General features: G+C 34.4%; 29 protein-coding genes, 1 tRNA gene and 2 riboswitches. Of the genes, 20 read left to right on the top strand and 10 right to left on the bottom strand.

Features of this window, described 5'->3' with window-relative positions; genetic code table 11:
* The first annotated feature begins 82 nt into the window (after nucleotides 1-82).
* The 4 genes from HMPREF2846_RS06870 (at nucleotide 83) to HMPREF2846_RS14910 (ending at nucleotide 887) form a co-directional block, all read left to right on the top strand.
* A tRNA-Ser gene (locus HMPREF2846_RS06870) sits at nucleotides 83-171 on the top strand.
* A gap of 269 nt (nucleotides 172-440) precedes the next feature.
* Nucleotides 441-620 (top strand): hypothetical protein, encoded by a 180-nt coding sequence (locus tag HMPREF2846_RS06875; protein WP_070626275.1) that lies wholly within the window; start codon nucleotides 441-443, stop codon nucleotides 618-620.
* A gap of 98 nt (nucleotides 621-718) precedes the next feature.
* Nucleotides 719-802 carry a hypothetical protein gene (locus tag HMPREF2846_RS14905; protein WP_371099749.1) on the top strand — a complete coding sequence of 28 codons (84 nt, stop codon included), beginning with the start codon at nucleotides 719-721 and terminating at the stop codon, nucleotides 800-802.
* Nucleotides 803-836: 34 nt separating this feature from the next.
* On the top strand, nucleotides 837-887 hold the full coding sequence (locus HMPREF2846_RS14910) for a hypothetical protein (RefSeq protein ID WP_371099750.1): 51 nt from the start codon (nucleotides 837-839) through the stop codon (nucleotides 885-887).
* Between the two features lie 266 nt (nucleotides 888-1,153).
* Here HMPREF2846_RS14910 and HMPREF2846_RS06880 read toward each other — a convergent pair whose 3' ends face one another.
* From HMPREF2846_RS06880 to HMPREF2846_RS06890, 3 genes are all read right to left on the bottom strand, one after another.
* A complete protein-coding gene (locus HMPREF2846_RS06880; RefSeq protein WP_070626277.1) occupies nucleotides 1,154-1,756 on the bottom strand; it encodes a hypothetical protein in 603 nt (200 codons plus the stop codon).
* 446 nt (nucleotides 1,757-2,202) lie between these two features.
* Nucleotides 2,203-4,245, bottom strand: a complete 2,043-nt coding sequence (locus HMPREF2846_RS06885) for a heavy metal translocating P-type ATPase (protein WP_070626279.1) — start codon at nucleotides 4,243-4,245, stop codon at nucleotides 2,203-2,205.
* A gap of 259 nt (nucleotides 4,246-4,504) precedes the next feature.
* A complete protein-coding gene (locus HMPREF2846_RS06890; RefSeq protein ID WP_002481264.1) occupies nucleotides 4,505-5,017 on the bottom strand; it encodes a hypothetical protein in 513 nt (170 codons plus the stop codon).
* Nucleotides 5,018-5,196: 179 nt separating this feature from the next.
* Here HMPREF2846_RS06890 and HMPREF2846_RS06895 point away from each other — a divergent pair, with 179 nt between their 5' ends.
* The 3 genes from HMPREF2846_RS06895 to menC all read left to right on the top strand — a co-directional run bounded on the left by HMPREF2846_RS06895 (nucleotide 5,197) and on the right by menC (nucleotide 8,403).
* Nucleotides 5,197-5,889, top strand: coding sequence for a hypothetical protein (locus HMPREF2846_RS06895; RefSeq protein WP_023016242.1), 693 nt, complete (start codon nucleotides 5,197-5,199; stop codon nucleotides 5,887-5,889).
* Between the two features lie 115 nt (nucleotides 5,890-6,004).
* The gene (gene menE, locus HMPREF2846_RS06900; protein WP_070626282.1) at nucleotides 6,005-7,393 is read left to right on the top strand and encodes an o-succinylbenzoate--CoA ligase; all 1,389 of its coding nucleotides are present in this window, start codon (nucleotides 6,005-6,007) and stop codon (nucleotides 7,391-7,393) included.
* Between the two features lie 2 nt (nucleotides 7,394-7,395).
* Nucleotides 7,396-8,403, top strand: coding sequence for an o-succinylbenzoate synthase (gene menC, locus HMPREF2846_RS06905; RefSeq protein ID WP_070626284.1), 1,008 nt, complete (start codon nucleotides 7,396-7,398; stop codon nucleotides 8,401-8,403).
* Here menC and yidD read toward each other — a convergent pair.
* A complete protein-coding gene (gene yidD, locus HMPREF2846_RS06910) occupies nucleotides 8,397-8,654 on the bottom strand; it encodes a membrane protein insertion efficiency factor YidD (RefSeq protein WP_070626286.1) in 258 nt (85 codons plus the stop codon). The genes menC and yidD overlap by 7 nt on opposite strands.
* A 77-nt stretch (nucleotides 8,655-8,731) precedes the next feature.
* On the opposite strand from yidD, the gene ytkD reads away from it, so the two are divergent.
* On the top strand, nucleotides 8,732-9,223 hold the full coding sequence (ytkD, locus tag HMPREF2846_RS06915) for an RNA deprotection pyrophosphohydrolase (RefSeq protein WP_070626288.1): 492 nt from the start codon (nucleotides 8,732-8,734) through the stop codon (nucleotides 9,221-9,223).
* On the top strand, nucleotides 9,189-9,962 hold the full coding sequence (locus HMPREF2846_RS06920; RefSeq protein WP_070626290.1) for an alpha/beta hydrolase family protein: 774 nt from the start codon (nucleotides 9,189-9,191) through the stop codon (nucleotides 9,960-9,962). Before ytkD ends, HMPREF2846_RS06920 begins: the two co-directional genes overlap by 35 nt.
* A 52-nt stretch (nucleotides 9,963-10,014) precedes the next feature.
* On the opposite strand, the gene pckA is transcribed toward HMPREF2846_RS06920, so the two are convergent.
* A complete protein-coding gene (pckA, locus tag HMPREF2846_RS06925; RefSeq protein WP_070626292.1) occupies nucleotides 10,015-11,607 on the bottom strand; it encodes a phosphoenolpyruvate carboxykinase (ATP) in 1,593 nt (530 codons plus the stop codon).
* A 161-nt stretch (nucleotides 11,608-11,768) separates the two neighbouring features.
* Nucleotides 11,769-11,884: riboswitch (SAM riboswitch) on the top strand.
* A 110-nt stretch (nucleotides 11,885-11,994) separates the two neighbouring features.
* On the opposite strand from pckA, the gene metK reads away from it, so the two are divergent.
* The 3 genes from metK (at nucleotide 11,995) to HMPREF2846_RS06940 (ending at nucleotide 15,145) form a co-directional block, all read left to right on the top strand.
* Complete coding sequence (metK, locus tag HMPREF2846_RS06930) at nucleotides 11,995-13,191, top strand: methionine adenosyltransferase (RefSeq protein WP_057509773.1); 1,197 nt, start codon at nucleotides 11,995-11,997, stop codon at nucleotides 13,189-13,191.
* Nucleotides 13,192-13,287: 96 nt separating this feature from the next.
* Nucleotides 13,288-14,187 (top strand): NERD domain-containing protein, encoded by a 900-nt coding sequence (locus HMPREF2846_RS06935; RefSeq protein ID WP_002481255.1) that lies wholly within the window; start codon nucleotides 13,288-13,290, stop codon nucleotides 14,185-14,187.
* Between the two features lie 121 nt (nucleotides 14,188-14,308).
* A complete protein-coding gene (locus HMPREF2846_RS06940; protein WP_070626294.1) occupies nucleotides 14,309-15,145 on the top strand; it encodes an aldo/keto reductase in 837 nt (278 codons plus the stop codon).
* 51 nt (nucleotides 15,146-15,196) lie between these two features.
* Here the strand turns inward: HMPREF2846_RS06940 and HMPREF2846_RS06945 are convergent, their stop codons facing one another.
* Genes HMPREF2846_RS06945 through HMPREF2846_RS06955 form a run of 3 tightly spaced genes read right to left on the bottom strand, consistent with a single transcriptional unit; the run spans nucleotide 15,197 to nucleotide 16,283 of the window.
* Nucleotides 15,197-15,550, bottom strand: coding sequence for a fluoride efflux transporter FluC (locus HMPREF2846_RS06945; protein WP_070626296.1), 354 nt, complete (start codon nucleotides 15,548-15,550; stop codon nucleotides 15,197-15,199).
* On the bottom strand, nucleotides 15,543-15,914 hold the full coding sequence (gene crcB, locus HMPREF2846_RS06950; protein WP_070626298.1) for a fluoride efflux transporter CrcB: 372 nt from the start codon (nucleotides 15,912-15,914) through the stop codon (nucleotides 15,543-15,545). Before crcB ends, HMPREF2846_RS06945 begins: the two co-directional genes overlap by 8 nt.
* Nucleotides 15,915-15,974: 60 nt before the next feature.
* Nucleotides 15,975-16,283, bottom strand: a complete 309-nt coding sequence (locus HMPREF2846_RS06955) for a hypothetical protein (protein ID WP_070626300.1) — start codon at nucleotides 16,281-16,283, stop codon at nucleotides 15,975-15,977.
* Between the two features lie 187 nt (nucleotides 16,284-16,470).
* Here HMPREF2846_RS06955 and HMPREF2846_RS06960 point away from each other — a divergent pair, with 187 nt between their 5' ends.
* Together HMPREF2846_RS06960 and HMPREF2846_RS06965 are read left to right on the top strand one after the other, a co-directional pair.
* Nucleotides 16,471-17,187, top strand: a complete 717-nt coding sequence (locus tag HMPREF2846_RS06960) for a transaldolase (RefSeq protein WP_070626302.1) — start codon at nucleotides 16,471-16,473, stop codon at nucleotides 17,185-17,187.
* 141 nt (nucleotides 17,188-17,328) lie between these two features.
* Nucleotides 17,329-17,790 carry a hypothetical protein gene (locus HMPREF2846_RS06965; protein ID WP_070626304.1) on the top strand — a complete coding sequence of 154 codons (462 nt, stop codon included), beginning with the start codon at nucleotides 17,329-17,331 and terminating at the stop codon, nucleotides 17,788-17,790.
* On the opposite strand, the gene HMPREF2846_RS06970 is transcribed toward HMPREF2846_RS06965, so the two are convergent.
* A complete protein-coding gene (locus HMPREF2846_RS06970) occupies nucleotides 17,765-18,205 on the bottom strand; it encodes a hypothetical protein (protein WP_002481248.1) in 441 nt (146 codons plus the stop codon). The two genes, HMPREF2846_RS06965 and HMPREF2846_RS06970, sit on opposite strands and share 26 nt — an antisense overlap.
* Complete coding sequence (locus tag HMPREF2846_RS06975; RefSeq protein WP_002481247.1) at nucleotides 18,205-18,702, bottom strand: sigma factor; 498 nt, start codon at nucleotides 18,700-18,702, stop codon at nucleotides 18,205-18,207. The genes HMPREF2846_RS06970 and HMPREF2846_RS06975 overlap by 1 nt, the downstream gene beginning before the upstream one ends.
* A 204-nt stretch (nucleotides 18,703-18,906) precedes the next feature.
* Between HMPREF2846_RS06975 and HMPREF2846_RS06980 the strand changes: the two genes are divergently transcribed.
* From HMPREF2846_RS06980 to HMPREF2846_RS07005, 6 genes are all read left to right on the top strand, one after another.
* Nucleotides 18,907-19,128 carry a hypothetical protein gene (locus HMPREF2846_RS06980; RefSeq protein WP_023016000.1) on the top strand — a complete coding sequence of 74 codons (222 nt, stop codon included), beginning with the start codon at nucleotides 18,907-18,909 and terminating at the stop codon, nucleotides 19,126-19,128.
* Between the two features lie 399 nt (nucleotides 19,129-19,527).
* Nucleotides 19,528-20,373: a peptidoglycan release complex glucosaminidase SagB gene (locus HMPREF2846_RS06985; RefSeq protein ID WP_002481245.1), complete on the top strand. Its 846-nt coding sequence runs from the start codon at nucleotides 19,528-19,530 to the stop codon at nucleotides 20,371-20,373.
* Between the two features lie 141 nt (nucleotides 20,374-20,514).
* A complete protein-coding gene (locus HMPREF2846_RS06990) occupies nucleotides 20,515-21,996 on the top strand; it encodes an FAD/NAD(P)-binding protein (RefSeq protein ID WP_070626305.1) in 1,482 nt (493 codons plus the stop codon).
* Nucleotides 21,997-22,090: 94 nt separating this feature from the next.
* Nucleotides 22,091-22,227: riboswitch (FMN riboswitch) on the top strand.
* A gap of 163 nt (nucleotides 22,228-22,390) precedes the next feature.
* Complete coding sequence (ribD, locus tag HMPREF2846_RS06995; protein ID WP_070626307.1) at nucleotides 22,391-23,440, top strand: bifunctional diaminohydroxyphosphoribosylaminopyrimidine deaminase/5-amino-6-(5-phosphoribosylamino)uracil reductase RibD; 1,050 nt, start codon at nucleotides 22,391-22,393, stop codon at nucleotides 23,438-23,440.
* A gap of 4 nt (nucleotides 23,441-23,444) precedes the next feature.
* The gene (locus HMPREF2846_RS07000) at nucleotides 23,445-24,077 is read left to right on the top strand and encodes a riboflavin synthase (protein WP_057509781.1); all 633 of its coding nucleotides are present in this window, start codon (nucleotides 23,445-23,447) and stop codon (nucleotides 24,075-24,077) included.
* A 15-nt stretch (nucleotides 24,078-24,092) separates the two neighbouring features.
* On the top strand, nucleotides 24,093-25,274 hold the full coding sequence (locus HMPREF2846_RS07005; protein ID WP_070626310.1) for a bifunctional 3,4-dihydroxy-2-butanone-4-phosphate synthase/GTP cyclohydrolase II: 1,182 nt from the start codon (nucleotides 24,093-24,095) through the stop codon (nucleotides 25,272-25,274).
* The last annotated feature ends 21 nt before the right edge of the window (nucleotides 25,275-25,295 follow it).

Genomic DNA, 25,295 nt, shown 5'->3' on the forward strand with positions numbered 1-25,295 from the left:
GGCGGTAACACGGGTTCGAGTCCCGTAGGAGTCATTCAATCAGAAACGAATTATCGTTTCTGATTTTTTAATTTGTATACATGGAGAGTTGTCCGAGTTGGCCGAAGGAGCACGCCTGGAAAGTGTGTAGGCGCCACAAGCGTCTCGAGGGTTCGAATCCCTCACTCTCCGTTATCATCATAAGACTAAATTGAAATTAATTATAACTTACGTTTTAACTCAATATAGATGCTTTGTTTTTCTCTAACTTCTTGGATATCAACGGGTTAGAGTTTTTTTGGTTGAGAATCTTTTTTAAGAATAGTATTTATTAAAATGGACATATGCAGACTGTTTTAAAAAGCTCATGACATTTTTTTGGATATTATAGTTATAAAGAAATACTATTATAATATATGCAATATAAGTATAAGTTTTCTTTGATAGCAGTGGTGATAACCATGTTTAATGAATTACATTCAATGAATCAACCAAACAAAAATGATGAAGCTAATACTACTACACCAAATAACAATAACGGTGTTTTGGTTTCTGGGTCAGATCATAGTACAAACATAGAAATTCTCTATTTACAACAGAACTCTGCCAATACAGCATATTTAAAACAATCAATGGAATAACTAGAAAAAGGTAAAGTGGTACAAGTATGAATCGATAAGTAATTACATCTGAAGATTATAAGAACTGGCTAGTTCAAGATAAAAAAGTAGGGAAGAAAATCATTGTTTTGATTAAGAGCATTGAAAGAGATGGCATGTTAGAAGGAATTGTTAAAAGGACAATTCACTGGTTGGTAGAGTAGACGAATTACACAAGAATATAGATTAGTTTATCAAGTGACTAATGAATCTATATTAGTTGCTTCTTGTAAATATCATTATGAATGAAATATATTAATGTTGAAGTAACAGTAGAAAATCTTTGTTAAAGTGCGCCGTACTAAAATTGTCTAATTAATTTTTTATCTAAAACATTTTTATGTTATTAGGGTTATATCTTTTTATATGACTTTCTTTTATTGCAGTTTGTAATTAGTTCACATTTTTGAATTCTTTTTATTAAAAACCATTCAAGCACTTGAAATACAAGAAGCTTGAATGGTTTTATCTTTGTATGATTTGAGGTAGATTATACAGATAACATTTATACAATGCTATTCAATATAATCTTCAGGATTATATTCAACTCCATATTTTTCAGCATCGTTTTTTCTAATTTGTTCTTTTTCCGACTCAGTTGCATTATTCCAGTCTATTTGATCCTGAATCCAATTACTTGGTTTACTTTCTGTTTCATGATTATTATTTTGATTTTGCAAAAATTCATTCATTTCTTCAGTAGCCCCCATATCACCATTAGGTATTCCGGTATATCCATGTTGTTTAGCTACTTCTGCATTGGCACGCATTTGCTCTTCATATGTTGGTTCTTGTGTGTTGCTTTGATAGTGCTCTTGATTTGAATCTACTTTTTGTTGGTTTTGTTCATTAACATTTTGTTGTGTGAAAGAATTTTCAATATTTGCTTGATCGTTTACAGAATCTTCATTAACTTGTTCTGTAGATTCACTATTTTCTTGTTTTTCTTGATTATTATTTTGTTCATTTTTCTTCTTCTGTTTTTTTTCCTTATTTTTATTCTCTTTTTCATGTGTTTTAGTTTCGTTTTTCGCAGTTTCTTTATTACTTTCATCACTATTACCACAAGCAGTTAATAGTAATAGGGAACTAAATAACGGTATAATTAACTTTTTCATGATTGGTTCATCCTTTTCTATGTATTTAGTTGTTTAATACCCTTTTAAGTTAAAAGGAATCAACTAAATCAATTTTAATGTGAACTATTATTTGTTATCATTATAAAATTTCTTGTGTCGAAAATAACGCTTAGTGTATAATGCATTTGAATACAACACATGTGAATAAAAGTAGGAGTATTCATGCCTATTTAAGTTGAATGATTCAAAAAGGAGAGTTCATGCCAGTTTAAAGTTGAAGATTTATAAAGAGGAGAGTTCATGCCTACTTAAGTTGAATTTTTAAAAGTAGTAGCCAATTGATGCATAATCATTTGGCTTTTTTTATTTTTGTGAAGAGCCCTTTTCCCTTTGTAACTGGTCAATAGTACAAATAAATAGGCATTTACTAAAAATAACCACTTTCATAAATTGTTGATGAAAGTGGTTATATCTCATTGAATCATTTATTTTAATTTTAATGTGAAAGCATTAATCGCAACGATAATTGTACTTAAAGACATGAGTATTGCTCCGACAGCAGGTGAGAGTATTATACCCATAAAGGCTAGTACACCAGCTGCAAGAGGTACTGCAATGATGTTATATCCAGCACCCCACCATAAGTTTTGAACCATTTTCCGCATTGTATTTTTTGATAGGGTAAGGAAGTTAATAATATCAGAAGGATTACTTTTGACAAGTATGACATCACCTGATTCAACAGCTACGTCTGTGCCTGCACCGATTGCCATTCCGATGTCTGCTCTGACTAAACTTGGCGCATCATTAATGCCATCGCCGACCATCATTACTTTGCTGCCTTTTTTCTGATAATTTTTTATGATTCTTTCTTTATCTTCAGGCATTAATTGCGCATGAACATCTTTAATTCCCAATTCTTTAGCTACTGCTTGTGCTACTTCATGATTATCTCCTGTAAGCATAACTGGTGTGATGTTTTTCGCTATTAAATCTGCGACCATTTGTTTTGAACTTTCTTTGATTTGATCTCCTAAGGCGATAATGCCAATCACTTGTTGTTCATAAATTAAATAACTAATAGAGTTACCTTGCTGAGCAAGTTCTTTAAATTGTTTTTTATTATACTTCAAATCCTTTTTATCTAAATATGAGGCATTTACAATTTTAATTTCTTTACCATCAACACTGCCTTCTAATCCCACACCTGAAATATTATTAACATCTTCAGGATATGAATAAGAAATGTTTTCTTCTTTTGCATATTCGACAATTCCAACAGCGAGCGGATGTTCAGAGCTGCTTTCTAATGAAGCAAACAAACTTAATATTTCTTTATGACTAAATTCGTCAGTAAAACTTTCATAATGGTTAACTGAAAAATTTCCTTCAGTTAATGTACCTGTTTTATCCATCATAATATAATCGATGTGTTGTGCGATTTCTACAGATTCTCTATTTTTTATAATTAATCCATTATGTGCACCTATAGAAGTAGAACGTGCTGTAACTAAGGGTATAGCTAAACCTAAAGCGTGCGGACAAGCAATGACCAATACAGTTACTAAGCGTTCAAGCGCAAAATCAATATCGTTTTGTATCAGCATCCAAACAATAAACGCAATTAATCCACTAATTACTGCAAAATAAAATAAGTACCCTGCGACTTTATCAGAAAGAAGTTCAGCATCTGATTTATCATTTTGAGCTTGGCTTACTAACCCCATAACTTGAGATAAATAGCCATCTTCTCCAGTTGCAGTTACTTTAACTTGAATTGTACCAGAACCATTCATTGAACCACCGATAACATTATCGTTCTTGTTTTTTAGAACTTTTTTAGATTCTCCAGTAACTAATGATTCATCAATCGATGTTTTACCATCAACAATTACTCCGTCTGTTGGAATACTTTCACCTGCTTTGATTTCTACTATATCACCATTATGAATATCCGAGATTTTAAGTTTTTGACGTTGACCATCCTCAGTTACCTTAACTGCAGTATTGGGGAGTAGTTCGGCCATTTTTTTAAGGGCACTACTAGCACTGCCTACTGCGTTCATCTCAATCCAGTGGCCTAATAACATAATTATAATTAAAGTTGCTAACTCCCAGAAAAAATCCATTGTATGCGACGATGAATCACTAAAGTTATTCATGTAAAATGCATATAAACTATAGAAATAAGCTACTGAAATACCAAGTGCTACTAATGTCATCATGCCTGGTTTTTTAGAAGCGATTTCATCCTTAGCGCCTGATAAGAAGGGCATACCACCATAAAAGAATAAAATGGTCGATAGAATTAAAACAATCCAGTCTGATCCAGAAAAAGTAACTTGAAATGGTAATTGAATACCCATCATAGGTGATAAAATAATAATCGGTATCGTGAAAATTAAAGAAATAAAGAATTTACGCTTAAAATTCCCATGATGATGCATGTGATGATTGTGACCGTTATCAGTCGTATGCTCATGGTGTTTATGTTGTCCATTTTTATGTGTATGTTCATGACTAGACAAAATAATACCTCCTAAATATATTGATATAGTAAATACAACTTTAGTATAACATATACGGTATAGGGGTATGGAGTATATGCAATTATGTTTCTTTTTCGCTAAGCAATCATCCACTCAGAATTACGTTTCAATCAATAGCAATTATGTTCATTCAAAGAGCGTTTGCTTATTTTGTTATGAGCTATATAGGTTCATATAACGCTAAGTAGTAGATAGTTAAAGAAATAAAACATCCACTCCGATATGAAGTGGATGCATCTTATGATTTATTTTCTTTTTCTGTTGTATTGATCTCTGGATGATTGATCTCATCAACACTTTTTTGGCTGAAACGATAGATTTTTACCATTGCTGGTTTGGATAATGCCAAGAATGATAAAAATGTTGCTAAGAATGAAAAGTGTGTCACGTTTAGTACGAATAACATCGGCACAAAGATTAAGACAAAAAGTGCAATGAATAATATCAATGGCAGTATTTTGATTAATATATTTTTAACTGTACCTTTAGTTAGGCGAGTCAGTATGAACAGGATTATCCCGATTAGAAATAAGGGGATAATGATTGTAGTCAAAGTTGCGACATAAGCTTCAGCATATCTATTCCAATCAAGATGAATAATGTAATACATAGAAGAATCAGTTGGAATATCTAGTCTGAATAAGTTACTACCGTAATTTTTGTATAAATAGTAGACGATAAGTAGTAATAATATAATTGAGCCGCAATATTTCATGATAGTACGTGGCATTTTATTGGATGATTGGCGCAAAACAATTCCCTCATTTCAAGCAATTTCTATTATTATCTTATAACTCTATATTGAATACAATAGAAATAGAGAAATAGATACGACTTTTATACGAGGTGCATGATGAATACGCGTGGTACAATAGTGGTAAGAGTAATATAAGAAAAACTTTAACATTATTTCGAAATAAGGTGATAGACATGAAACGCTCAGATAGAAATCAACCTGATTATGACCGCTATAATCGAGACCCACGTGACTCAAGAGATGGACACGATCCAAGATATCGTGATACACGTGAAGAAGAGTACCGCAGACGTTCTGATGAAGATGGTCGTTATTATAATGAACGTGATTACAGACGTGAACGTATGTTGGAAGATGAGAATCGTAAAAATAGTAAATGGAAAAAAGGTTTGGCCGCGATTGTAGTTATCTTATTGATTGTTGTAGCAATATTTATAGTTAGAAATATGATGCAGCCAAAAGATAGCACAGAAACCGCAAATCAAAATGCGCAAACACAACAAACACAACCTAATAGCTCACAAACTCAAAAACCAGTGACAAATAACTATAAAGAAATCATTCGTGAGAAAGAAACAGTCATTAAAGAAAAAATTGAAAGTGCTAAAAACAACATTCAAAATGGTCAAAATAGCCAGAATGCGATTGAATCTGCACAAAATGAAGTTAACCAATTAAAAGATAAAGCTTCAAATGCGACAGATCAAAATGTCACTGACCAATATCAAAATGCGGTTGATAAATTAAAACAAGCAAACCAAGCGCAACAAAATGGTGAAAATCAATCTAAAGTAGACAGTTTATTAAATGATATCGATAGTAAACTACAAACGATTAAAGATAAACTAAGTCAACTGTTCAATTAAATATGAAAGAAATGAGAGGGTGCAACGCGCATCCTCTTTTTTCAATTCGAAAATTAAGGGAAACTACTTGAATTTTGTTATGATAGATAGGTAGAGATTATGGGAGGAAGATAGTATGGATTTTTGGTTAAAACAAAGCGCAGAGCGTGTTCCTGAAAATATCGCATTAGACGATGGAGCAACAAAACTTACATACGCGAGCGTGTATCAATCAGCAAAACAATATGCATATGTATTTAAACAACTGAATCAAAAGAGAATTGCATTTTATATAGATAATCGTATAGATGCGGCTTTAATGATTTATGGTGCATGGTTTGCTGGTATAGAAGCAGTCATGATTAATACACGACTTACATACAAAGAAATTAAAGCGCAACTTAAATCTGTACACACAGATACAATCATTGCCACATTACCATTAGAATTAGATGATTTTACCATTATAAATTGGAGTGAAGTTGAACAACGTCGCTCAACACAAACTTATGAGACTGAACTGGATTTAAACCGTATCGCTTCGATTATGTTTACTTCAGGAACAACAGGTCCGCAAAAGGCAGTACCCCAAACTTTTAATAACCATTTAGCAAGTGCGAATGGATGCAGAGAAAGCTTAGGTTTTGATAGTAATACGAAATGGTTATCTGTCTTGCCGATTTATCACATTTCAGGTTTAAGTGTGTTACTGCGCAGTATCATTGAAGGTTTTACAGTCAGATTAATGCAGAAATTTGAAACAAAAACGGTATTAAAAGCGATTCAAAGTGAACAGATTACCCACATTTCACTCGTGCCGCAAACTTTAGGTTGGATGATGGACGCAGGTTTAACACAACCTTATCAACTTCAAAAAATACTGCTTGGCGGTGCGAAATTATCTGATGATTTAATTCATAACGCCTTGAAAGCGGATTTACCGATTTATAATTCATTTGGTATGACAGAAACGTGTTCACAATTTTTAACCGCTTCTCCATCCATGCTTAAACAAAATCCTAACACAGTAGGGAAACCGAGCCCAAACGTTCAAGTTAAGATTATCAATCCAAACCATGAAGGACATGGAGAACTCTTATTAAAAGGTGACAACGTTATGGAAGGTTATCTATATCCTGAAAATCTGACAGATGTATTTGAAGATGGCTACTTTAAAACAGGTGATATCGCAAGTGTAGATATGGATGGCTTTGTGATGGTTTATGACCGCAGAAAAGATTTGATTATCAGCGGTGGAGAAAACATTTATCCTTATGAAATCGAAACAGTTGTGAAACGTTTTGACGGTATTACAGATGCAATGTGTTATGCCAAAGATGATAATACTTGGGGACAAGTGCCGGCATTATATTATACGAGTGAAAAAGATATAAATCATGACGCATTAGATACCTTTTTAAAAGAGGAATTAGCGAAATATAAAGTGCCGAAATATTATCAACAAGTGACAACATTGCCTTATACATCTACAGGTAAATTAAAACGTGGAAAGCTAGAGGAATAAGCATGCGTTTTGAATCTATTCTATTTTATACGTATGAAGCAGCATTTAAGCATCAGATTAAAACGCCTAAAGTCACTCTAGAAACAAGAAAAGTCTTAGTGATCGGATTGAAAAATGAGCACGGACAAACATATTTCGGCGAATGTAATGCCTTTGAAACAGATTGGTATGATAAAGAGACAATAGAGAGTGTATATGAAACATTGAAACAATGGTTTAATACAGTCCTCAAAAATAAAGAGATAGAAACCTTTGATGAAGCTAAAGTATTGTTGAACCACTTGAATCACGCACCTGCAGCGAGAAGTACTGTTGCGATGGCGTTATATCAAGTTTTCCATCATCTTCCTTCATTCGAGGTTCAGTATGGTGCAACGATAAGTGGTTTATCAACTGAAAATTATCAGCAACTATTAGAAACAAAACCAAAGCGTATTAAATTAAAGTGGTCGCCAAAAGTTATTGCTGACATCGAACAGCTACAAAATTTACCAATTAAACCATGGATCGCATTAGATGCGAATGAATCTTTAACGAATCAAGATATAGCGACTTTAAAAAAAGTTCAAAACCTTGAAGATATCTTGTATATCGAGGAGCCTTTTAAAGATTTAGAAATGTTGAAAACCTTATCTCCAAAAGTTATCCCACCTGTAGCAATAGATGAGAAAGCAAGAGATGTCTCAAGCATTTTAACCTTGATTGAACAATATCCGATTGATACAGTGATTTTAAAGCCTTTCAGACTTGGCGGCATAGATAAAATATTAGATGCGATAGACAGCTTGCATCGACAAAACATTAAAGTAGTGATCGGCGGTATGTATGAATATGGATTAAGCCGCTATTTTACTGCTTATCTAAGTCAGTATGCTGACTATCCAGGGGATGTAACGCCTTATGGCTATTATTTTGATCAGGAGTTTACACAAGAAAACGGCATATTAAAAAGGGGACACTTATACTTTGCGCCCCCTGAAATTGATGTGGATCAATTAAAAATTTATTGATGATGATGGTGATGATGACAATGTTGATGTTTGTCATGCTTTAATGGCACTGGGTCAAATCCACCTTTATGAAGCGGATGACATTTTGAAATACGTTTGATACCAAGCCATGTTCCTTTGATTGGGCCATGGATTTCAATAGCTTCTTTTGTATAGTTTGAACATGTAGGGTAGAAGCGGCATGTAGGAGGTGTCAACGGTGAAATAAAATGTTGATATATCCATATTAAGCCGAGTAAGAGCTTCTTCAAATTAATCCCTCCAACTGATTTGTCTCAATTCGTAACGAATCTATTTTAGCATATATAATAAAAGGATGTGATAGAACGTGATTATACATGATCAATTTGATAAAGAAATTCGGTTGAACTTTACACAACCACAAGATAAACCAAATGGGGAACACGTTCTTGCGATCGCATTTCTCAATGATAGTTATCTTTTAACTAGACATAAAAAAAGAGGGATAGAATTTCCAGGTGGAAAAATAGAACAGGGTGAAAGTAGCGAAGCAGCAATTGTTCGTGAAGTCTATGAAGAAACTGGCGGGATTGTTGCTGAGATGACGTACGTTGCGCAATATACCGTATATCACCCAGAAGGGACGAAATGGTTTACGAAAGATGTCTTTGCGGTACAAGTAGACACTTTAGAAAGTAAAGACGATTATTTAGAAACAGCAGGCCCTATGACGTGTAAACATTTAGATGAAATTTCGGATGAAGAAAAGAGTTTCTTATTAGAAGACGAAGCGATATTAAAATGTGTAGAAAGAGTGATAGAACTTGGACTTTATCAAAAGAAAGAGGATGCCGATTGATCTCACAACGCATCGTGGTGAAGAAGTAACTTACCTTGTAGATGATTTACGAGTCAAAGGACTTATGATTACACCTAAACAGTCTGTAAAGCGTATTGTAGTCTATTTACGTGGCGGTAAAGGAAAAGTAGGGCGTGTCAGAACTGGACGTTTATTACAGTTTGCGAATGATCATACATTAGTTTTCGGACCTTACTATCGCGGTAACAATGGCAGTGAAGGCAGAGATGAATTCAGTGGTGATGATTTGCATGATGTGACACAAGCGATCCGTATATTAAAAATATTATATCCAGAAGCTTTTGTGCATATAATTGGTTTCTCTCGAGGTGGATTACAAGGATTATTAACATTCCAAGATTTACCAGCAGACAGCTATATTACTTGGGGCGGTGTATCTGACTTGCATTTGATGTATGAAGAGCGTGTGGATTTAAGAGGGATGTTACGTCGTATGGTAGGGCATCCTAAAAAAGATTTAGCTGCTTATCAAGAAAGAGAAGCTTTACAATATATAGACGCAAATAGTCCACCGATTTTAATTATTCATGGCGGTGAAGATATTCAAGTTGGTATCCATCAAGCTTATTATTTAGAAAATTACTTGAAAAAAATCGGACATCGTTATCAAACGTATTATCAACCAAAGGAAGGACATATTCCGAGACCGAAAGCATTAAAACAAGTATTACAAGTGATACATCAATGGATGAACGATGTTGAAGCAAAAAAGATATAAAAATTCCGAGAAAGGGGTGACCTCTCTCGGAATTTTTTATTTCTATATTTAATTAGGCTTGGAATCCGCCTTTTTCAGCGATTTCATCGTTCTCTTCACCGAATTTCTTAAAGTTTTCAACGAAACGTGATTTCAAGTCTTCAGCTTGTTCACGGTATGCGTCTTTATCACTCCAAGCGTTGATTGGTTGTAGAATTGAATTTGGTACGTCTTCAATTTCAGTTGGAATACTTAAACCGAATGCTTCATCTTTTTCGAATGCAGCATCTTTTAAGTCGCCTTTAATCGCAGCGTCTACCATGCGACGTGTATATTTAAGGCTGATACGACGACCTACGCCGTATTTTCCACCAGTCCAGCCTGTATTCACTAAGTAAACATCCACATCGTGTTTGTCGATTAATTCACCTAATAATTCTGCATAAACTTTAGGGTTCAATGGCAAGAACGGTGCACCAAAGCAAGTTGAGAATGAAGGAACTGGTTCGGTAATACCACGTTCAGTACCTGCAAGCTTAGATGTGAAACCACTTAAGAAGTGATACAGTGCTTGTGCTTTGTTTAATTTAGAGATTGGCGGTAACACACCAAATGCATCTGCAGTAAGGAAGATGATTGTATTTGGGTGTGCAGCTTTAGATGGTTTAGCAATGTTTTTAATGTAATCAATCGGATAAGCAGCACGCGTATTTTCAGTGTGCTCGTTATCATCGAAATCAACTGAACCATCATCAGCAACGACTACGTTTTCTAAAATTGTACCGTAGCGGATTGCGTTGAAAATTTCAGGTTCTTTCGTTTTTGAAAGGTTGATTGCTTTAGCGTAGCAGCCGCCTTCAATGTTGAAAATACCATTTTGGTTCCAACCGTGTTCATCATCTCCGATTAATTTACGGTCAGGTGCTGCAGATAATGTTGTTTTACCAGTTCCTGATAAACCGAAGAATAAAGCAACATCACCTTTTTCGCCAACGTTGGCTGAGCAATGCATACTCATGATGTCTTGTTGTGGTAATAAATAGTTCATGACTGAGAAAATACCTTTTTTCATTTCACCCGCATATTCAGTTCCCCCGATTAAGATAACGCGGTGTTTGAATGAAACAATCACGAATGTTTCTGATTTTGTACCATCTACTTCAGGATTAGCTTTGAAGTGTGGTGCTGAAACAATTGTGAAGTTTGGTTTGATTTTTTGAGCTTCTTCTTTTGAAGAAGGGCGGATGAACATATTTTTCGCGAATAAATTATGCCATGCCATTTCGTTCACTACTGTTAAACGTAGTTGTGTATCTTCGTCGCTGCCTGCATAACCATTGAAAACATAAAGTTCATCTTTTTGATCTAAATAGTCTAAAACTTTGTCGTAAAGTCTTAAGAATGTATCTTCTTCAATAGTTTGGTTGATTGAACCCCAGTCAATCGTATCTCTATAAGAAGGTTCATTTACAATAAATTTGTCTTTAGGTGAACGTCCAGTGTATTGACCTGTCAGTGCATTGATAGCCCCAAGCTCTGTCAGTTCCCCTTCGTTGTTGTCCAGAATCTTGTTGTACAATTGTGTAGTTGTGAGTTGGAAAAGTGATGAAGACTTTCCAATCAAATGATCCAACTTATTACGGTTAGTTTGTGCATCTACTGCCATTTTAAAAACCCCTCCAGCGCGTAAGTATTGTTAATAATTGTAAGCCTTTACATTTTCATAGTATAACATAATATGCCGATTATTCCATAACAGATTTAAGATTTTAGACATATAGAATTGACAAGCCTAAAGAGTTTGGGTAGTATTGTGATTAACGGATTCTCTTATCCTGAGTGGCGGAGGGACATGGACCCAAAGAAGCCCAGCAACCTCTCCTTATCGGAGAAAGGTGCCAAACCGTTTGCAAATGTCATTAAAGATGTTTGAACGATAAGAGCGAAAGGACGTTTAAGGGCTTTCTCTCTATGTTTATATAGTTTGAAAGTCCTTTTTTATTTGAGCTCGTAGATAGAGAATTTTCGTAATCAAAATCAAAAGGAGTCAGTTATGTCGAATAATAGAAAATTGTTTACGTCAGAATCTGTTACAGAAGGGCATCCTGATAAAATAGCGGACCAAATTTCAGACGCTATTCTGGATGAATTATTAAAGAAAGATCCGGATGCAAGAGTAGCTTGCGAAACAGTAGTCACTACGGGAATGGCTATGATTGTCGGAGAAATTTCTACAGCAACTTATGTTGATTTTCCTAAGGTTGTCCGTGATACAGTAGCAGAAATCGGTTATACGAGAGCGAAATATGGTTATGATAGTCAAACAATGGCTGTGATGTCAGCAATTGATGAGCAATCACCAGATATCGCACAAGCAGTAGACACTGCTTTAGAATATAGAAATGAAATTACGGAAGAGGAAATTGAAAGTACAGGTGCAGGTGACCAAGGTTTAATGTTTGGTTATGCGACGAATGAAACAGATACGTATATGCCGACACCTATTTACTTCTCACACCAACTTGCGAAACGTTTATCAGATGTCAGAAAAGATGGTACATTAACTTACTTAAGACCAGACGGTAAAGTACAAGTTACTGTTGAGTATGATGAAAATGATAAACCAGCACGTATTGATACGATTGTTATTTCAACACAACATGCTGAAGATGCGTCATTAGATCAAATTCAACGTGATATCAGAACACATGTGATTGATCCAATCGTACCAGCTGAGCTATTAGATGAAGAAACTAAATTCTTCATTAACCCGACAGGTCGTTTTGTGATTGGCGGACCTCAAGGTGACGCTGGTTTAACAGGACGTAAGATTATTGTAGATACTTATGGTGGTCTTGCACGTCATGGCGGTGGTTGCTTCAGTGGTAAAGATCCTACAAAAGTAGACCGTTCAGCAGCATATGCAGCACGTTATGTGGCTAAAAATATTGTTGCAGCAGGATTAGCAGATAAATGTGAAGTACAACTTGCATACGCTATCGGTGTAGCAGAACCTGTATCTATTTCAATTGATACATTTGGAACTGGTAAAGTTTCTGAAGGAAAATTGGTAGAAGCGGTAAGAGCTAACTTTGACTTGCGTCCAGCAGGTATCATTAAAATGTTAGACTTAAAACGTCCTATTTATAAACAAACAGCAGCTTATGGTCACTTTGGCCGTACGGATGTTGCTTTACCATGGGAACGTGTAGATAAAGTAGATGCATTAAAAGAAGCTGTTCAAGCATAACTATACAGTTTTTGAATTTGTGACATTTTATTATCGATACATTCGATATTTTCCTTTATAATTGGGAGTAAGATATGTAAAGGAGCGGAATATGTTATGGGACCATTAGAAATTGGTTTGATTGCAGCAATTGTCGTCGCTGTTATCTTCTTTGTCTTATTCTTAGTTGTCTTAAACAGTAAGAAAAAGGCTAAGTTGAAAGCAGAGGAACAATATGAGGCAAAAGAAAGAAGTATAAAAGAAAATTATGAAGACGAGCTTGAAAAAGAACGCGTCGAACATAAAAAAGCGGTCACAAAACAACGCGCTGATTTCGATGAAACAGTGACAGCAAAAGATCGTGAAATCGATGCGCTGAAGCTCTTCTCGAAAAATCATAGTGAGTATGTGACAGACATGCGTTTAATCGGTATCAGAGATCGTTTGGTTAAAGAAAAACGTATTCGACCAGAAGATATGCATATTATGGCGAATATCTTCTTACCTAAAAATGATTTTAATGCGATTGATCGTATCAGTCATTTAGTCTTAACACGTACAGGCTTATACATTATCGATTCTCAATTACTTAAAGGACATGTTTATAATGGCATCAGTCAAGAACAATTCGGTACATTACCAACCATTGAACAAGTCTTTGATGTGTTGGATTTAGATAAACGTCATCCTCAAACATTAGTGTTAGATGAAAATGATGATAAGCAATCAGCTTCATTTGTAAACTACTCAAATCAATTAAAAGAAGTTGAGCACTTAGCAGATACATTGAAGCGCGAATTGAATTTGAAATATACACCAATGGCATTACTTTATTTCAATCCTAAAAATGAAGGTGCAGTGACAATTTCAAATTACGCACAAACAACAAATACTAAAGTACTAGTTGGACCAGAACAATTAGATGAATACTTTAATAAATTCGTTTTCCATGGACGTATTCAATATAATGTTGAAGACTTACAACGTGTTATGGAAGAAATTGAATCATTTAATTAATACAATATGCACTGTTGACTGTAATTTTACAGTTAGCAGTGCATTTTTAATTCAAAATGTTTTACAGTTTTATTCATTGTGCATAGCATAAAGGTAAAGCAACGATGCAAGGAGAGAGAAAATGAATACATTTACGCTATATAATGGACAAACGATGCCACAATTGGGACTTGGCACATATAGAATTGAAAATAGTGATGAATTAGCACAACGTGTATCATTTGCGATAGAACACGGTTATCGCAGTATAGATGCAGCTGCACGCTATGGAAATGAAGAAAAAGTAGGAGAAGGCATTAAAAAGGGTATTCAAGCTGCTGGCATACAACGCTCAGATTTATTCATTACCTCAAAACTATGGTTAGATGATTACGGCAGAATGAATGTAGAAGAAGCTTATCAACGAACTTTAGATAAACTTGATTTAAATTATTTAGATTTATATTTAATGCATTGGCCTGGCTCTAATGAAGAAGAAATGATTGATACATGGAAAGGCATGGAAGATTTATTAAAACAAAATAAAGTTAAAAATATTGGTGTCAGCAACTTTCAACCGCATCATTTAGAAAGTTTGTTGTCACATGCATCGATTAAACCAGTGATTAATCAAATAGAATTTCATCCTTATTTAACACAAAATGATTTAAGGTTGTATCTTAAAGCACAACGTATTCAAGCAGAAGCTTGGTCACCATTTATGAACGGCGACATCTTAAAAGATGAAACAATTCAAGCTATCGCTGAAGAAGTAGAGAAGTCACCTGCGCAAGTTGTATTGAGATGGCATATTCAACATGATGTTATTGTGATTCCTAAATCCATCACACCTTCACGCATTAAAGAAAATATCAACGTGTTTGACTTTGAGCTATCCGACGACCAAATGAAACGCATAGATCTATTAAATCAAAATAAAAGTATAGACGCAGATGTACCATCTTATAAATCATATTAATCAAAAAGAAGCGTTACCCTTTACAGAGAGTTGTAAAAGATAACGCTTCTTTTATGCGATAACATAACCGATTATGCATGCCATAAAGCATAATCCATATTGTAAAAAGCTATACGCAATAAAAAGCATACGTTGTGACTTAGTGGTCAACATATTGGTTAATTCCAGTGATAGGGTAGAGAAAGTAGTTAAACCGCCTAAAAATCCTACAATAATCAATGGAGACAACCAAGCTTGTGCAATTGCGATACCTGATAACAAGCTGATTAAGAAACTGCCTACTAAGTTGACAATAAGCGTTGCTACTGGCAGCTGAGTAGATAGTTTTGAACAGCTATTTGTGACAGCTGCACGGACTACAGCGCCTAAACCGCCACCAAGCATTACTAATAAAAGGTTACTCATGACTTAAGGCATCTCCAGCTTTACTACCGATATAGCATACTGCTAAACCAAGAATATAGCTTGAAATCGCGTAGACAAAAAGTAAAATATATTGCTGATGTTCAAACATTTTTACCAGTTCAAATTGAAATGTAGAGAACGTGGTTAATGCACCTAAAAATCCAGTTGTAATTCCTTTTTTGAGGAAAGGATTAGATTTAAAAGTTTGAATTACCAAGACGGAGACTAAACCCATAAAAAAGGCACCCGCTAAGTTAGCAATAAAAGTTCCGATTGGGAATCCTTGGCCATGATTTAATTGTGAAAAGACAAATCGCAGCAAGGCACCTAGTGCGCCTCCTACGAACACATATAAATACTGCAAAATATCGCCTCGTTACATTTTTAATATATAAATAATGCTACTGTTATAGTGGATTGTCAATTAAAATTTAATCATACCAAATGAGATTAAAGAAGTAACGATAAGAATAACAATCACTATAAATAAGATGATAGGTAATATTTTACTGGCTTTACGAATCCAATCTGTACGTTCTTTTGAATGTTTAATAGATTTATCTGCTAAAATGATCGCAATAATTAGGATAATTGCATTAACAACACTGCTTGTAATTATTTTTTTCGCAATTGAATGAAACTGCTCGTTTAACAGTGGATTATACATGTTAAAGTTAAAACTGATGATAATAAGGATTATAGTAAGGTAAAAATAAAGTTTTGACCGTGACATGATGACCTCCGTTTCTGTACATTCTTTTATAATATCATAAAATTTTAGAGGGTTGTGGTTTCTTTTTTAAACCTTTATTAACAATTCTACTGTGAGTTAATCAATCGCGATTTAAACGGGGGAATGTTATAATCAAGTTACTTTAGACAGCATTGAAAGTTAACAGTAATAAGGAGGCACTTATTTTATGGTAAAAGCAGATTTGAATGTAGAAGTATTTGCGGATGGAGCAGATATTGAAGAAATGAAAAAAGCTTACAAAAATAACGAGGTAGACGGATTCACAACAAACCCGAGCTTAATGGCTAAAGCAGGTGTTACAAATTATAAAGCATTCGCTGAGGAAGCTGTGAAAGAAATTCCAGATGCTTCAATTTCATTTGAAGTATTTGCGGATGATTTAGAAACAATGGAAAAAGAAGCGGAAATTTTAAAACAATATGGTAAAAATGTTTTCGTTAAAATTCCAATTGTGAATACAAAAGGTGAGTCTACAATTCCTTTAATTAAAAGATTATCAGCTGACGGCGTACAATTAAACGTAACTGCAGTATACACTTTAGAACAAGTTAAAGAAATTACAGATGCAGTCACAGAAGGTGTTCCAACTTATGTTTCTGTCTTTGCAGGACGTATTGCGGACACTGGTGTGGATCCATTACCACTAATGAAAGAATCTGTAGAAGTAACACATTCTAAAAAAGGTGTAAAATTATTGTGGGCAAGTTGCCGTGAATTATTTAATGTCATTCAAGCAGATGAAATTGGTGCAGATATTATCACATGCCCAGCAGGCGTTATCAGCAAAATTCCAAATATCGGCAGAGATATCAATGAATTATCAGTAGATACTGTTGAAGGATTTGCAAAAGATATTCAAAAATCAGGACTTTCAATTCTATAATTAAATGAGAAATCTAGTATCATGATAATTGATTCTAGTATAAAATAAAGGCAGAAATAATCTTTACCAAGGTATCAGTCCTTATCGTAAAGTTATTTCTGCCTCTTTTTAAAATTTTTACCGGGCAGGTGTATAGATGTCGTGAAAAAAGAGCAATTTGAAACAAAAGTAAAAAAGCAACTTTGGTTCCTAAATAAGAAAGAAAAAGATCAGTTGAGCCAAGTTTTAAAGGATTTAGAAAACAATCAGACTGATACATTAACTTATAAACAGCCTATCAAGTTTTCAAATCAATTTTTAAGAACGCATATCTTTAAAAAGCGTCATCAAGGGACAGCGTCACTATTCTTAATTATTGTTGGGATGCTACTTATCAATGCATTATTACTAGGTTTATTTTTATTTGGTTTACTAACGAGTTTAAGTGTCGTTCAATATTTTGTAAATCCACAAGTCGATTTATCACTTGTAAAATTAGCATTAATTCTAGTAGGTGGCATTATATCGCTAATCGTCGCAAGTATTTTAATGAAAATCGTTACAGCATTCTTTACAAAAAAGTTGTTAGAAAATCGCTTTAATCAGCGTCATGAAAAGTCATAAAATGTAAGAAGATACATTCTAACCACTTACGATGCACAAACGAGTAATGGGCGTTTACGACTAAATGCACACCATTTTTAAAGATCAGTCTTGTCGTATAGCGTTCTTGTTTTAGACCTATGATTTCCAAACCATTTACAAAGTGTTGGATAGGTGCACGTTTATTCTGTATAGGGAATAAAATGGTTTGTTGATTCACGATTAATGGCAAGTGTTTACGAATATTGAGCATTTGTTTCAATTCATATGATGCATATTTAGATTGAGGTGATTCACGTCTTAATAATGCATTCATATAAGATTTTAATGGTACTTTCGTTAAACCATGAAACATGTTGTAAACACATTCTATTTGGAAAGTGTGATGAGGGTAGGAAGTGAAATATAAAATTCTTGGACGTTCACAAACAACCATTATGACATCTCTCCTTTAAGAAAGTGTTTTAAAGGTGCAAGTTTATGGCGAACTTGCATTTGATACTTTCTGATTGTAGTCGCTGACTTCTTCATCAAAGTTTGTATTTCGAACTGTTTATAACCACATAATTTTAAATTCAACCACATGCGTTCATAGTCATTAAGCAGCAAGTAATATTCAGATGCGATCAACTGCGTGAGATAATTGTAATCTGAGTAATCACTTGCATCTTTAATATCGGAGATGATTGCTTGATTACTCTCTTCTAAAACTTTACTTTTCTTTCTAAATAAATCGATGAGATAGTAGTTCAGCCTTTGAAATAAATAACCGCTCATGCTATTATGAATGGACGTATCAAATTGTCGTAATAATGACCACATTTTGATGGATAAAAGTTGGGCATATTCGTCAATATCATACTTAATATTATATCTTTTTAATAAAGCATAAATGATACCCTGGTGTCGGATGATTAATGTCTCTATGTTCATCACTCCACACTTTCAATCTTTGTACATAACATATTATTTCTGGTTGGTTTGAGTTTAACGAAGCGGATTAATTCTTTCATTTGCTAAATGTACAAAATAGGTGTTAAATAGAAGGGTAGAATTAAATAATTTAACAAAATAAATTGTAGTTTTCGACATAATAAGCATGATTAAACATAATTTACTAATAGATGGGAGGATTCCATGGATTACGCACACTTGAATTTAGAACACTTTTTCGCACGCCATGATGAATTGGATATGATTAAAGATAGTTCAGATTTTGTAATGATTAATAATATGACAAATGAAATGATGTATCGTGATGGCAAAATTGAAGGTACAATCGATTTGAACCGTTACTACTATAAGAATAGATCAGAAGCAGCTAGTTTTATAATTATGGAGTACAAACGTCCGGAATAATTAAAAACGAAAGCTAGTATTCGCCTGTTTATTACAGAAATGTCTGTAGATAAATAGGCTGTTTTTTATTTGAAGGATGTTATTTTGCACGAATCATGTACTGAGGTTATAGAAATGTTATTGAAAGAATACAGCAATATTACATTCTGACTTCAAGCACGTTCTATGGAATAAGATATGATAGAATGGTGGTTGGATAACTCTAAATTGTGATACACTGCAAAAAGTGTTAAGATTTAGAATCAAAACGAAATAATTTTTAAGTGTTATAAAACCGTAGGAACTATGGGGATAGCTCGGTAGGAAATAAATCAGTCATCATGAATGCGCCGAGAAGCTTCAACACCGTATTACATAGTGTTAAGCAGTTCACTTTAACTTGACCTAAGAGGTGTAATTATGACGAAACACAAGAAAGGCTCTATCTTCGCAATTATAGGGCTGCTTGTTATTTTGGCTGTGACAGGTTATATTTTCTTTTCTATGATTTCCGACCAAATATTGTTTAAACATGTTAAAAAAGAAGAAACAGTTGAACATTTGGACGTAACTCTGAATCAAGCAGCTAAAAAACAAATTAATAACTATACAAGCCAACAAGTTTCCGACAAAAATGATAGATGGCATGATGCTACAGGAACAGAGATCAAGAAAGCCATGGACAGTGAAAAATTTATCGATGATAAAACTCAAAAGTATCAATTCTTAGATTTATCTAAATATCAAGGTATCGATAAAAATAGAATCAAGCGTATGCTTGCTGACAGACCTACATTATTAGCACATACTGAAGACTTTATTCATGCAGCTAAAAAACGACAAGTAAATGAAGTATACTTAATTTCACATGCTATCTTGGAAACAGGTGCTGTAAAAAGTGAATTATCAAAAGGTGTAGAAATTGATGGTAAAAAATACTACAATTTCTATGGTGTAGGCGCATTAGATGAAGACCCGATTAAAACGGGTGCTGAATATGCTAAAAAACATGGTTGGGATACACCAGAAAAAGCGATTGATGGTGGTGCAGAATTTATTCATAAGCACTTCTTATCAAATCCAGATCAAAATACGTTATATAGTATGAGATGGAATCCTAAGAATCCTGGTGAACACCAATATGCAACAGATATCAAATGGGCAGAAAGCAACGCATCACTTATTGCAGATTTCTATAAAAAGATTAATACTGAAGGTAAATACTACAAGTTATTTGTTTATAAAGATGACAAAGAACATCAATAATAATTCAATATAATATATAGTTTAAAGCGAAATGATTAAATGAATGTGATTTAATTGTTTCGCTTTATTTTTGTTTGTTGCATAATAGAAGGTGAAGTAATAAACAGGGTAGTTATGTAGGAAGAGTAGGAGGTTATTTGTATGCGTGTTGCAATAATCGGAATGGGCACTGCAGGTGTCAGTATTTTAAGACAATTAGAACAGCACCCATATTTCAAAGAACTAGACATTGATGTTTATGACAATGCTAAAAATATGGGACAAGGTGTACCATTTCAAAATGACAGCTCACAATTACTAATTAATTTACCAAGTAAGGATATGTCATTAAATTCTAAAGATAAGGAAGAGTTCTATCATTGGTATCAACAACAAAATGAATTTAAATTTGAGAATGCGACTTATTTACCAAGATTTGTCTTTGGACATTATATGAAAAGTTACCTCGATAAATTTAATGACATGTATGACAATATTCATATTATTACTGAAAAAGCGACTGAAATGTACTTGGAAAAAGGTTTTGAAAAAGATGCGCATATTCAATACTTTATTTGTACCAATCATGAACAAGAGGCATGTCGTCAATATGACTATGTCTTTTTGACAGTCGGTACGATGGCTTATCATGACCCATACCAGTTAAAAGGATTAAAAGGATTTATTAAATCACCTTATCCCACATATGAAACATTAAATACAGTGGAAGATACGGATGATATCGCAGTAATCGGAACAGGTTTATCTAGTCTTGATGTTATTCGTTATGTTGTGAAGCATCATCCTAACTTACCATTGACGGCTGTGAGTCGACGTGGAGAGTTGCCGAGTGTCAGAGGGGAAATGCCAGAAATTACATTAAAGTATCTAACTAAAGAAAACTTTAATCAGATTATTAAATCTCATTTTGGTGTAGTTCCACTAGAGACTGCTATTCATCTCTTTAAGCAAGAGTGTGAGGATTTGAATATCCCACTTCAACAGCTTATCAATCGAAAAGTCGGCGACCCAATTAAAGATTTAAAATATGATTTAGCTCACCCAGAAATATTAGGTGTATTCCAAAGTTTATTAGAAACGATAAAAGAAAATATGAACTGGATTTGGAATAGTTTAAGCATTGAAGATCAAAGGGAGTTTATGAAACGCTACATGCCGATTTTAAAAGCGAATTCCAACCCAATGCCGCCACGCACAGCACGTTTGCTTATAGAAGAGATAGAAGCGGGACACTTGTTAATCAAAAAAGATTTAGAAAAAGTTGTACAAGAAAATGATACCTTTGTTTTCAAATATAAAGATTCAAACGAAACTGAACAATATAATGTTGTGATTAATGCGACTGGACCTAGAACACAATTAAAAGATTTAGATGAAGATGACGGCTTTTTAATTGATATTGCGAATAGACAAATTGTGCAAGCGCATCCGATGGGCGGCATTCAAATTGTGCCTGAAACAAATCAAGTCATCAGCCCGAGATACGGAACACTGCCACACTTAATTGCGATTGGTCAGATTACCAATGGCATCAACCAAGCACGAAATGGTGTCAATATGATTGTGCGTCAATCTGTACAAGCGGTTAATAGTTTATATGAATTTCATTCGGAGAATAGATAATCATTAAGTAATAATTATTGTCAGTTAAATTAAAATAAGCTATGATAAATATATGAGCAAAGTATTGCTCGTTCGATTCAGAAACAATTTCATAATATTCTTTCGGGGCAGGGTGCAATTCCCAACCGGCAGTAAAAACATAAGCCTGCGACCTGTACTCTATTTTAGAGTATGGCTGATCTAGTGTGAATCTAGAGCCGACAGTGAAAGTCTGGATGGGAGAAAGAATCAAGACGTCATTAAATATGATTTAAAACGCGTATTTAAGTGAAGTCTAGTTTGTGTTAGCAATTTTTAACATGGGTGGACTCTGTTTAAATACGGTAATGATACATTTTTTCCGTTGCCTCTTTAGTTAGGTGACGGAATTTTTTTATTTTAATGAGGTGATTGTTTGAATCGATTTTTACAAAATGCGATTGCATTAGCAAAAATGGCTGAAGGCCAAACGGGTGTGAACCCTGCTGTTGGTTCTGTCGTGGTTAAAGAAGGCAGAATTGTCGGTTTAGGTGCGCATTTAAAACAAGGTGAACGTCATGCGGAAGTACAAGCCTTAGATATGGCAGGTGCAGATGCAGAAGGCGCAACGATTTATGTTTCGCTTGAACCTTGCACACACTTTGGTTCTACACCGCCTTGCGTCAATAAAATCATTGAAGCAGGTATTTCAAAAGTTGTATATGCGATGAAAGATATAACTTTAGATTCACCTGGTGATGAGATTTTAACTGAAGCAGGTATAGAAGTGGAATATCAGCATGATGCACAAGCAGAAGCTATGTATACAGATTTTTTCAAAGCTAAACAAGCACAGATACCTGAAGTAACTTTAAAGGTTAGTGTCAGTTTAGATGGAAAGCAAGCGACAGATAACGGTCAAAGTAAGTGGATTACAAATCCAGGTGTGAAACAGGATGTGTTTAAACATCGAGCAAGACTTGATGCTATTCTAACCGGTGCAGGTACTGTACAAGCTGACAATCCGAGTTTAACGGTAAGGTTAGAAGGAGAAAGACAGCCTGTACGTGTGGTGTTAGCGAGAAGCGGTCATTTGGATTTCACACAAACTTTATTTATTGATCAACTGACACCTGTGCTTGTGTATACAGAAAATACACAATTAAAAACAAAAGAGCATGGGTCTAATATTCAAATCATTGTATTAGATGATTGTTCTATTGAAACTATTTTAAAAGATTTATATCAAAGAGGTATCGGCTCAGTCTATGTAGAAGCCGGACCTAAAGTGACTTCACAATTTCTCCAATCACAGTGTGTCCAAACACTGATTTTTTACTACGCCCCGAAAGTAATTGGAGGTTCTGGCAAGTATCAGTTTTATCAAACTGACAATGTACTTCCTTTAGAACAAACTCCTCAATTTGAAATTGACCATTCTGAAATCATCGATCAAAATATCAAAGTTGTATTAAGAAAGAAGTGATTTCATGTTTACCGGTATTGTAGAAGAAATCGGTACGGTTGATCGCCTTGTGACAGAACAAAATGTCATAAAACTCTCGATAGCATGTGAAACAATTTTAGAAGATATGCATATCGGCGATTCAATCAGTGTCAATGGTGCATGTTTAACAGTAACTTCCTTTAATCAGAAATCCTTTGATGTGAATGTTATCAAAGGTACAGAAAATAAAACGTATCTCAATCAACTGACTAAAGGCAGCTCGGTCAATCTTGAACGTGCTATGCCGAGTCAGGGCAGATTTGGTGGCCATTTTGTGTTAGGTCATGTCGATGAAGTCGGAAAAGTACTAAAAATCAGACCGTCATCTAATTCTAATATCATGACCATACAATGTCCTAAATCTATTACTGACCAAATGGTTCAACAAGGTTCAATCACGGTTGATGGAACAAGTTTAACGATTTTCAGATTAGCAGAAGGCCAATTTGATATTCATTTAATTCCAGAAACAAAACGCGCAACGATTTTAGGTCAAAAGCGTGTCGGTGATACCGTGCATTTGGAAGCGGATATGTTATTTAAATATGTACAAAAAGCAATTTCAAATCAAAATACTGAATTAACGCCAGATAAATTAGCGCAATTCGGATTCTAAGAGGAGTGTTCAGAAATGCAATTTGATGATATCGAAAGTGCAGTTGAAGCACTAAAACAAGGTGAAAGTATTATTGTTGTGGATAATGAAGACCGAGAAAATGAAGGGGACTTAGTAGCTGTAACGGAATTGATGAATGAAAATACAGTCAATTTTATGGCACGAGAAGCACGTGGTTTAATTTGTGCACCTCTAGCTCCTTCTATCGCACGCTCATTAAATTTAGAGCCGATGGTTAAAGATAACAGCGATGCATTTGGTACAGCATTTACTGAAAGTATTGATCATATCGATACTACGACAGGTATCAGCGCTGCTGAGAGAATGCTGACAGCTAAAGCTTTGATTAATGATGAGAGTACAAGTGCAGATTTTAATAGACCAGGTCATTTATTTCCATTGATTGCTAGAATCGGCGGGGTTCTAGTACGTCCAGGACATACGGAAGCGGCTGTAGATTTAGCAAGTATGACAGGTTCAAAACCAGCAGGTCTCATTTGTGAAATCATGAATGAAGACGGCACAATGGCTAAAGGTGAGCAACTCCAAGCATTTAAAGAAAAATATCAATTAAAAATGATTACTATTGAATCTTTAATTCATTACCGTAAATTGCATGAACAGCACATGCATGCAAAAGCTAAAGTAAAATTACCTACAGATTTCGGTACATTTGATATGTATGGATTTGAATCAGATTATTCACATGATGAAATTGTAGCAATTGTTAAAGGTGACATTCAAAACGTTGAAAATGTACGTATTCATTCATCTTGTCTGACAGGTGATATTTTCCATAGTCAACGTTGTGACTGTGGTGCTCAATTAGAAGCAGCAATGAAATACATCGATGAACACAACGGTATGGTGATTTACTTACCACAAGAAGGTCGAGGCATTGGCTTAATTAATAAACTGAAAGCCTATGAACTGATTGAACAAGGTCACGATACAGTCACTGCGAATTTAGCATTAGGTTTTGAAGAAGATTTACGAGATTATTATCATGCTGCTGAAATTTTAAAACACTTCGGCATTGAAAAAGTGAACTTGTTAAGTAATAACCCAGAAAAATTCAAAGGGTTAAAACATTATGGTATTGAAGTTGAAAAGCGAATTGAACTGATTGTACCTGAATGTAGTCACAATCATGATTATATGCAAACGAAAAAAGAAAAAATGGGACACATGATTTAATAAATTTTAACGATATTATTG

Origin of the sequence: Staphylococcus sp. HMSC056G08 (genome assembly GCF_001812305.1) — a bacterium.
Lineage (GTDB): Bacteria > Bacillota > Bacilli > Staphylococcales > Staphylococcaceae > Staphylococcus > Staphylococcus simulans.

Coding starts and splice junctions, on each gene's coding strand:
- HMPREF2846_RS06875 (WP_070626275.1), top strand. CDS start 441: ATGTTTAATGAATTACATTCAATGAATCAACCAAACAAAAATGATGAA.
- HMPREF2846_RS06880 (WP_070626277.1), bottom strand. CDS start 1,756: ATGAAAAAGTTAATTATACCGTTATTTAGTTCCCTATTACTATTAACT.
- HMPREF2846_RS06895 (WP_023016242.1), top strand. CDS start 5,197: ATGAAACGCTCAGATAGAAATCAACCTGATTATGACCGCTATAATCGA.
- menE (WP_070626282.1), top strand. CDS start 6,005: ATGGATTTTTGGTTAAAACAAAGCGCAGAGCGTGTTCCTGAAAATATC.
- menC (WP_070626284.1), top strand. CDS start 7,396: ATGCGTTTTGAATCTATTCTATTTTATACGTATGAAGCAGCATTTAAG.
- pckA (WP_070626292.1), bottom strand. CDS start 11,607: ATGGCAGTAGATGCACAAACTAACCGTAATAAGTTGGATCATTTGATT.
- metK (WP_057509773.1), top strand. CDS start 11,995: ATGTCGAATAATAGAAAATTGTTTACGTCAGAATCTGTTACAGAAGGG.
- HMPREF2846_RS06935 (WP_002481255.1), top strand. CDS start 13,288: ATGGGACCATTAGAAATTGGTTTGATTGCAGCAATTGTCGTCGCTGTT.
- HMPREF2846_RS06940 (WP_070626294.1), top strand. CDS start 14,309: ATGAATACATTTACGCTATATAATGGACAAACGATGCCACAATTGGGA.
- HMPREF2846_RS06945 (WP_070626296.1), bottom strand. CDS start 15,550: ATGAGTAACCTTTTATTAGTAATGCTTGGTGGCGGTTTAGGCGCTGTA.
- HMPREF2846_RS06955 (WP_070626300.1), bottom strand. CDS start 16,283: ATGTCACGGTCAAAACTTTATTTTTACCTTACTATAATCCTTATTATC.
- HMPREF2846_RS06960 (WP_070626302.1), top strand. CDS start 16,471: ATGGTAAAAGCAGATTTGAATGTAGAAGTATTTGCGGATGGAGCAGAT.
- HMPREF2846_RS06970 (WP_002481248.1), bottom strand. CDS start 18,205: ATGGTTGTTTGTGAACGTCCAAGAATTTTATATTTCACTTCCTACCCT.
- HMPREF2846_RS06975 (WP_002481247.1), bottom strand. CDS start 18,702: ATGAACATAGAGACATTAATCATCCGACACCAGGGTATCATTTATGCT.
- HMPREF2846_RS06980 (WP_023016000.1), top strand. CDS start 18,907: ATGGATTACGCACACTTGAATTTAGAACACTTTTTCGCACGCCATGAT.
- HMPREF2846_RS06985 (WP_002481245.1), top strand. CDS start 19,528: ATGACGAAACACAAGAAAGGCTCTATCTTCGCAATTATAGGGCTGCTT.
- HMPREF2846_RS06990 (WP_070626305.1), top strand. CDS start 20,515: ATGCGTGTTGCAATAATCGGAATGGGCACTGCAGGTGTCAGTATTTTA.
- HMPREF2846_RS07000 (WP_057509781.1), top strand. CDS start 23,445: ATGTTTACCGGTATTGTAGAAGAAATCGGTACGGTTGATCGCCTTGTG.
- HMPREF2846_RS07005 (WP_070626310.1), top strand. CDS start 24,093: ATGCAATTTGATGATATCGAAAGTGCAGTTGAAGCACTAAAACAAGGT.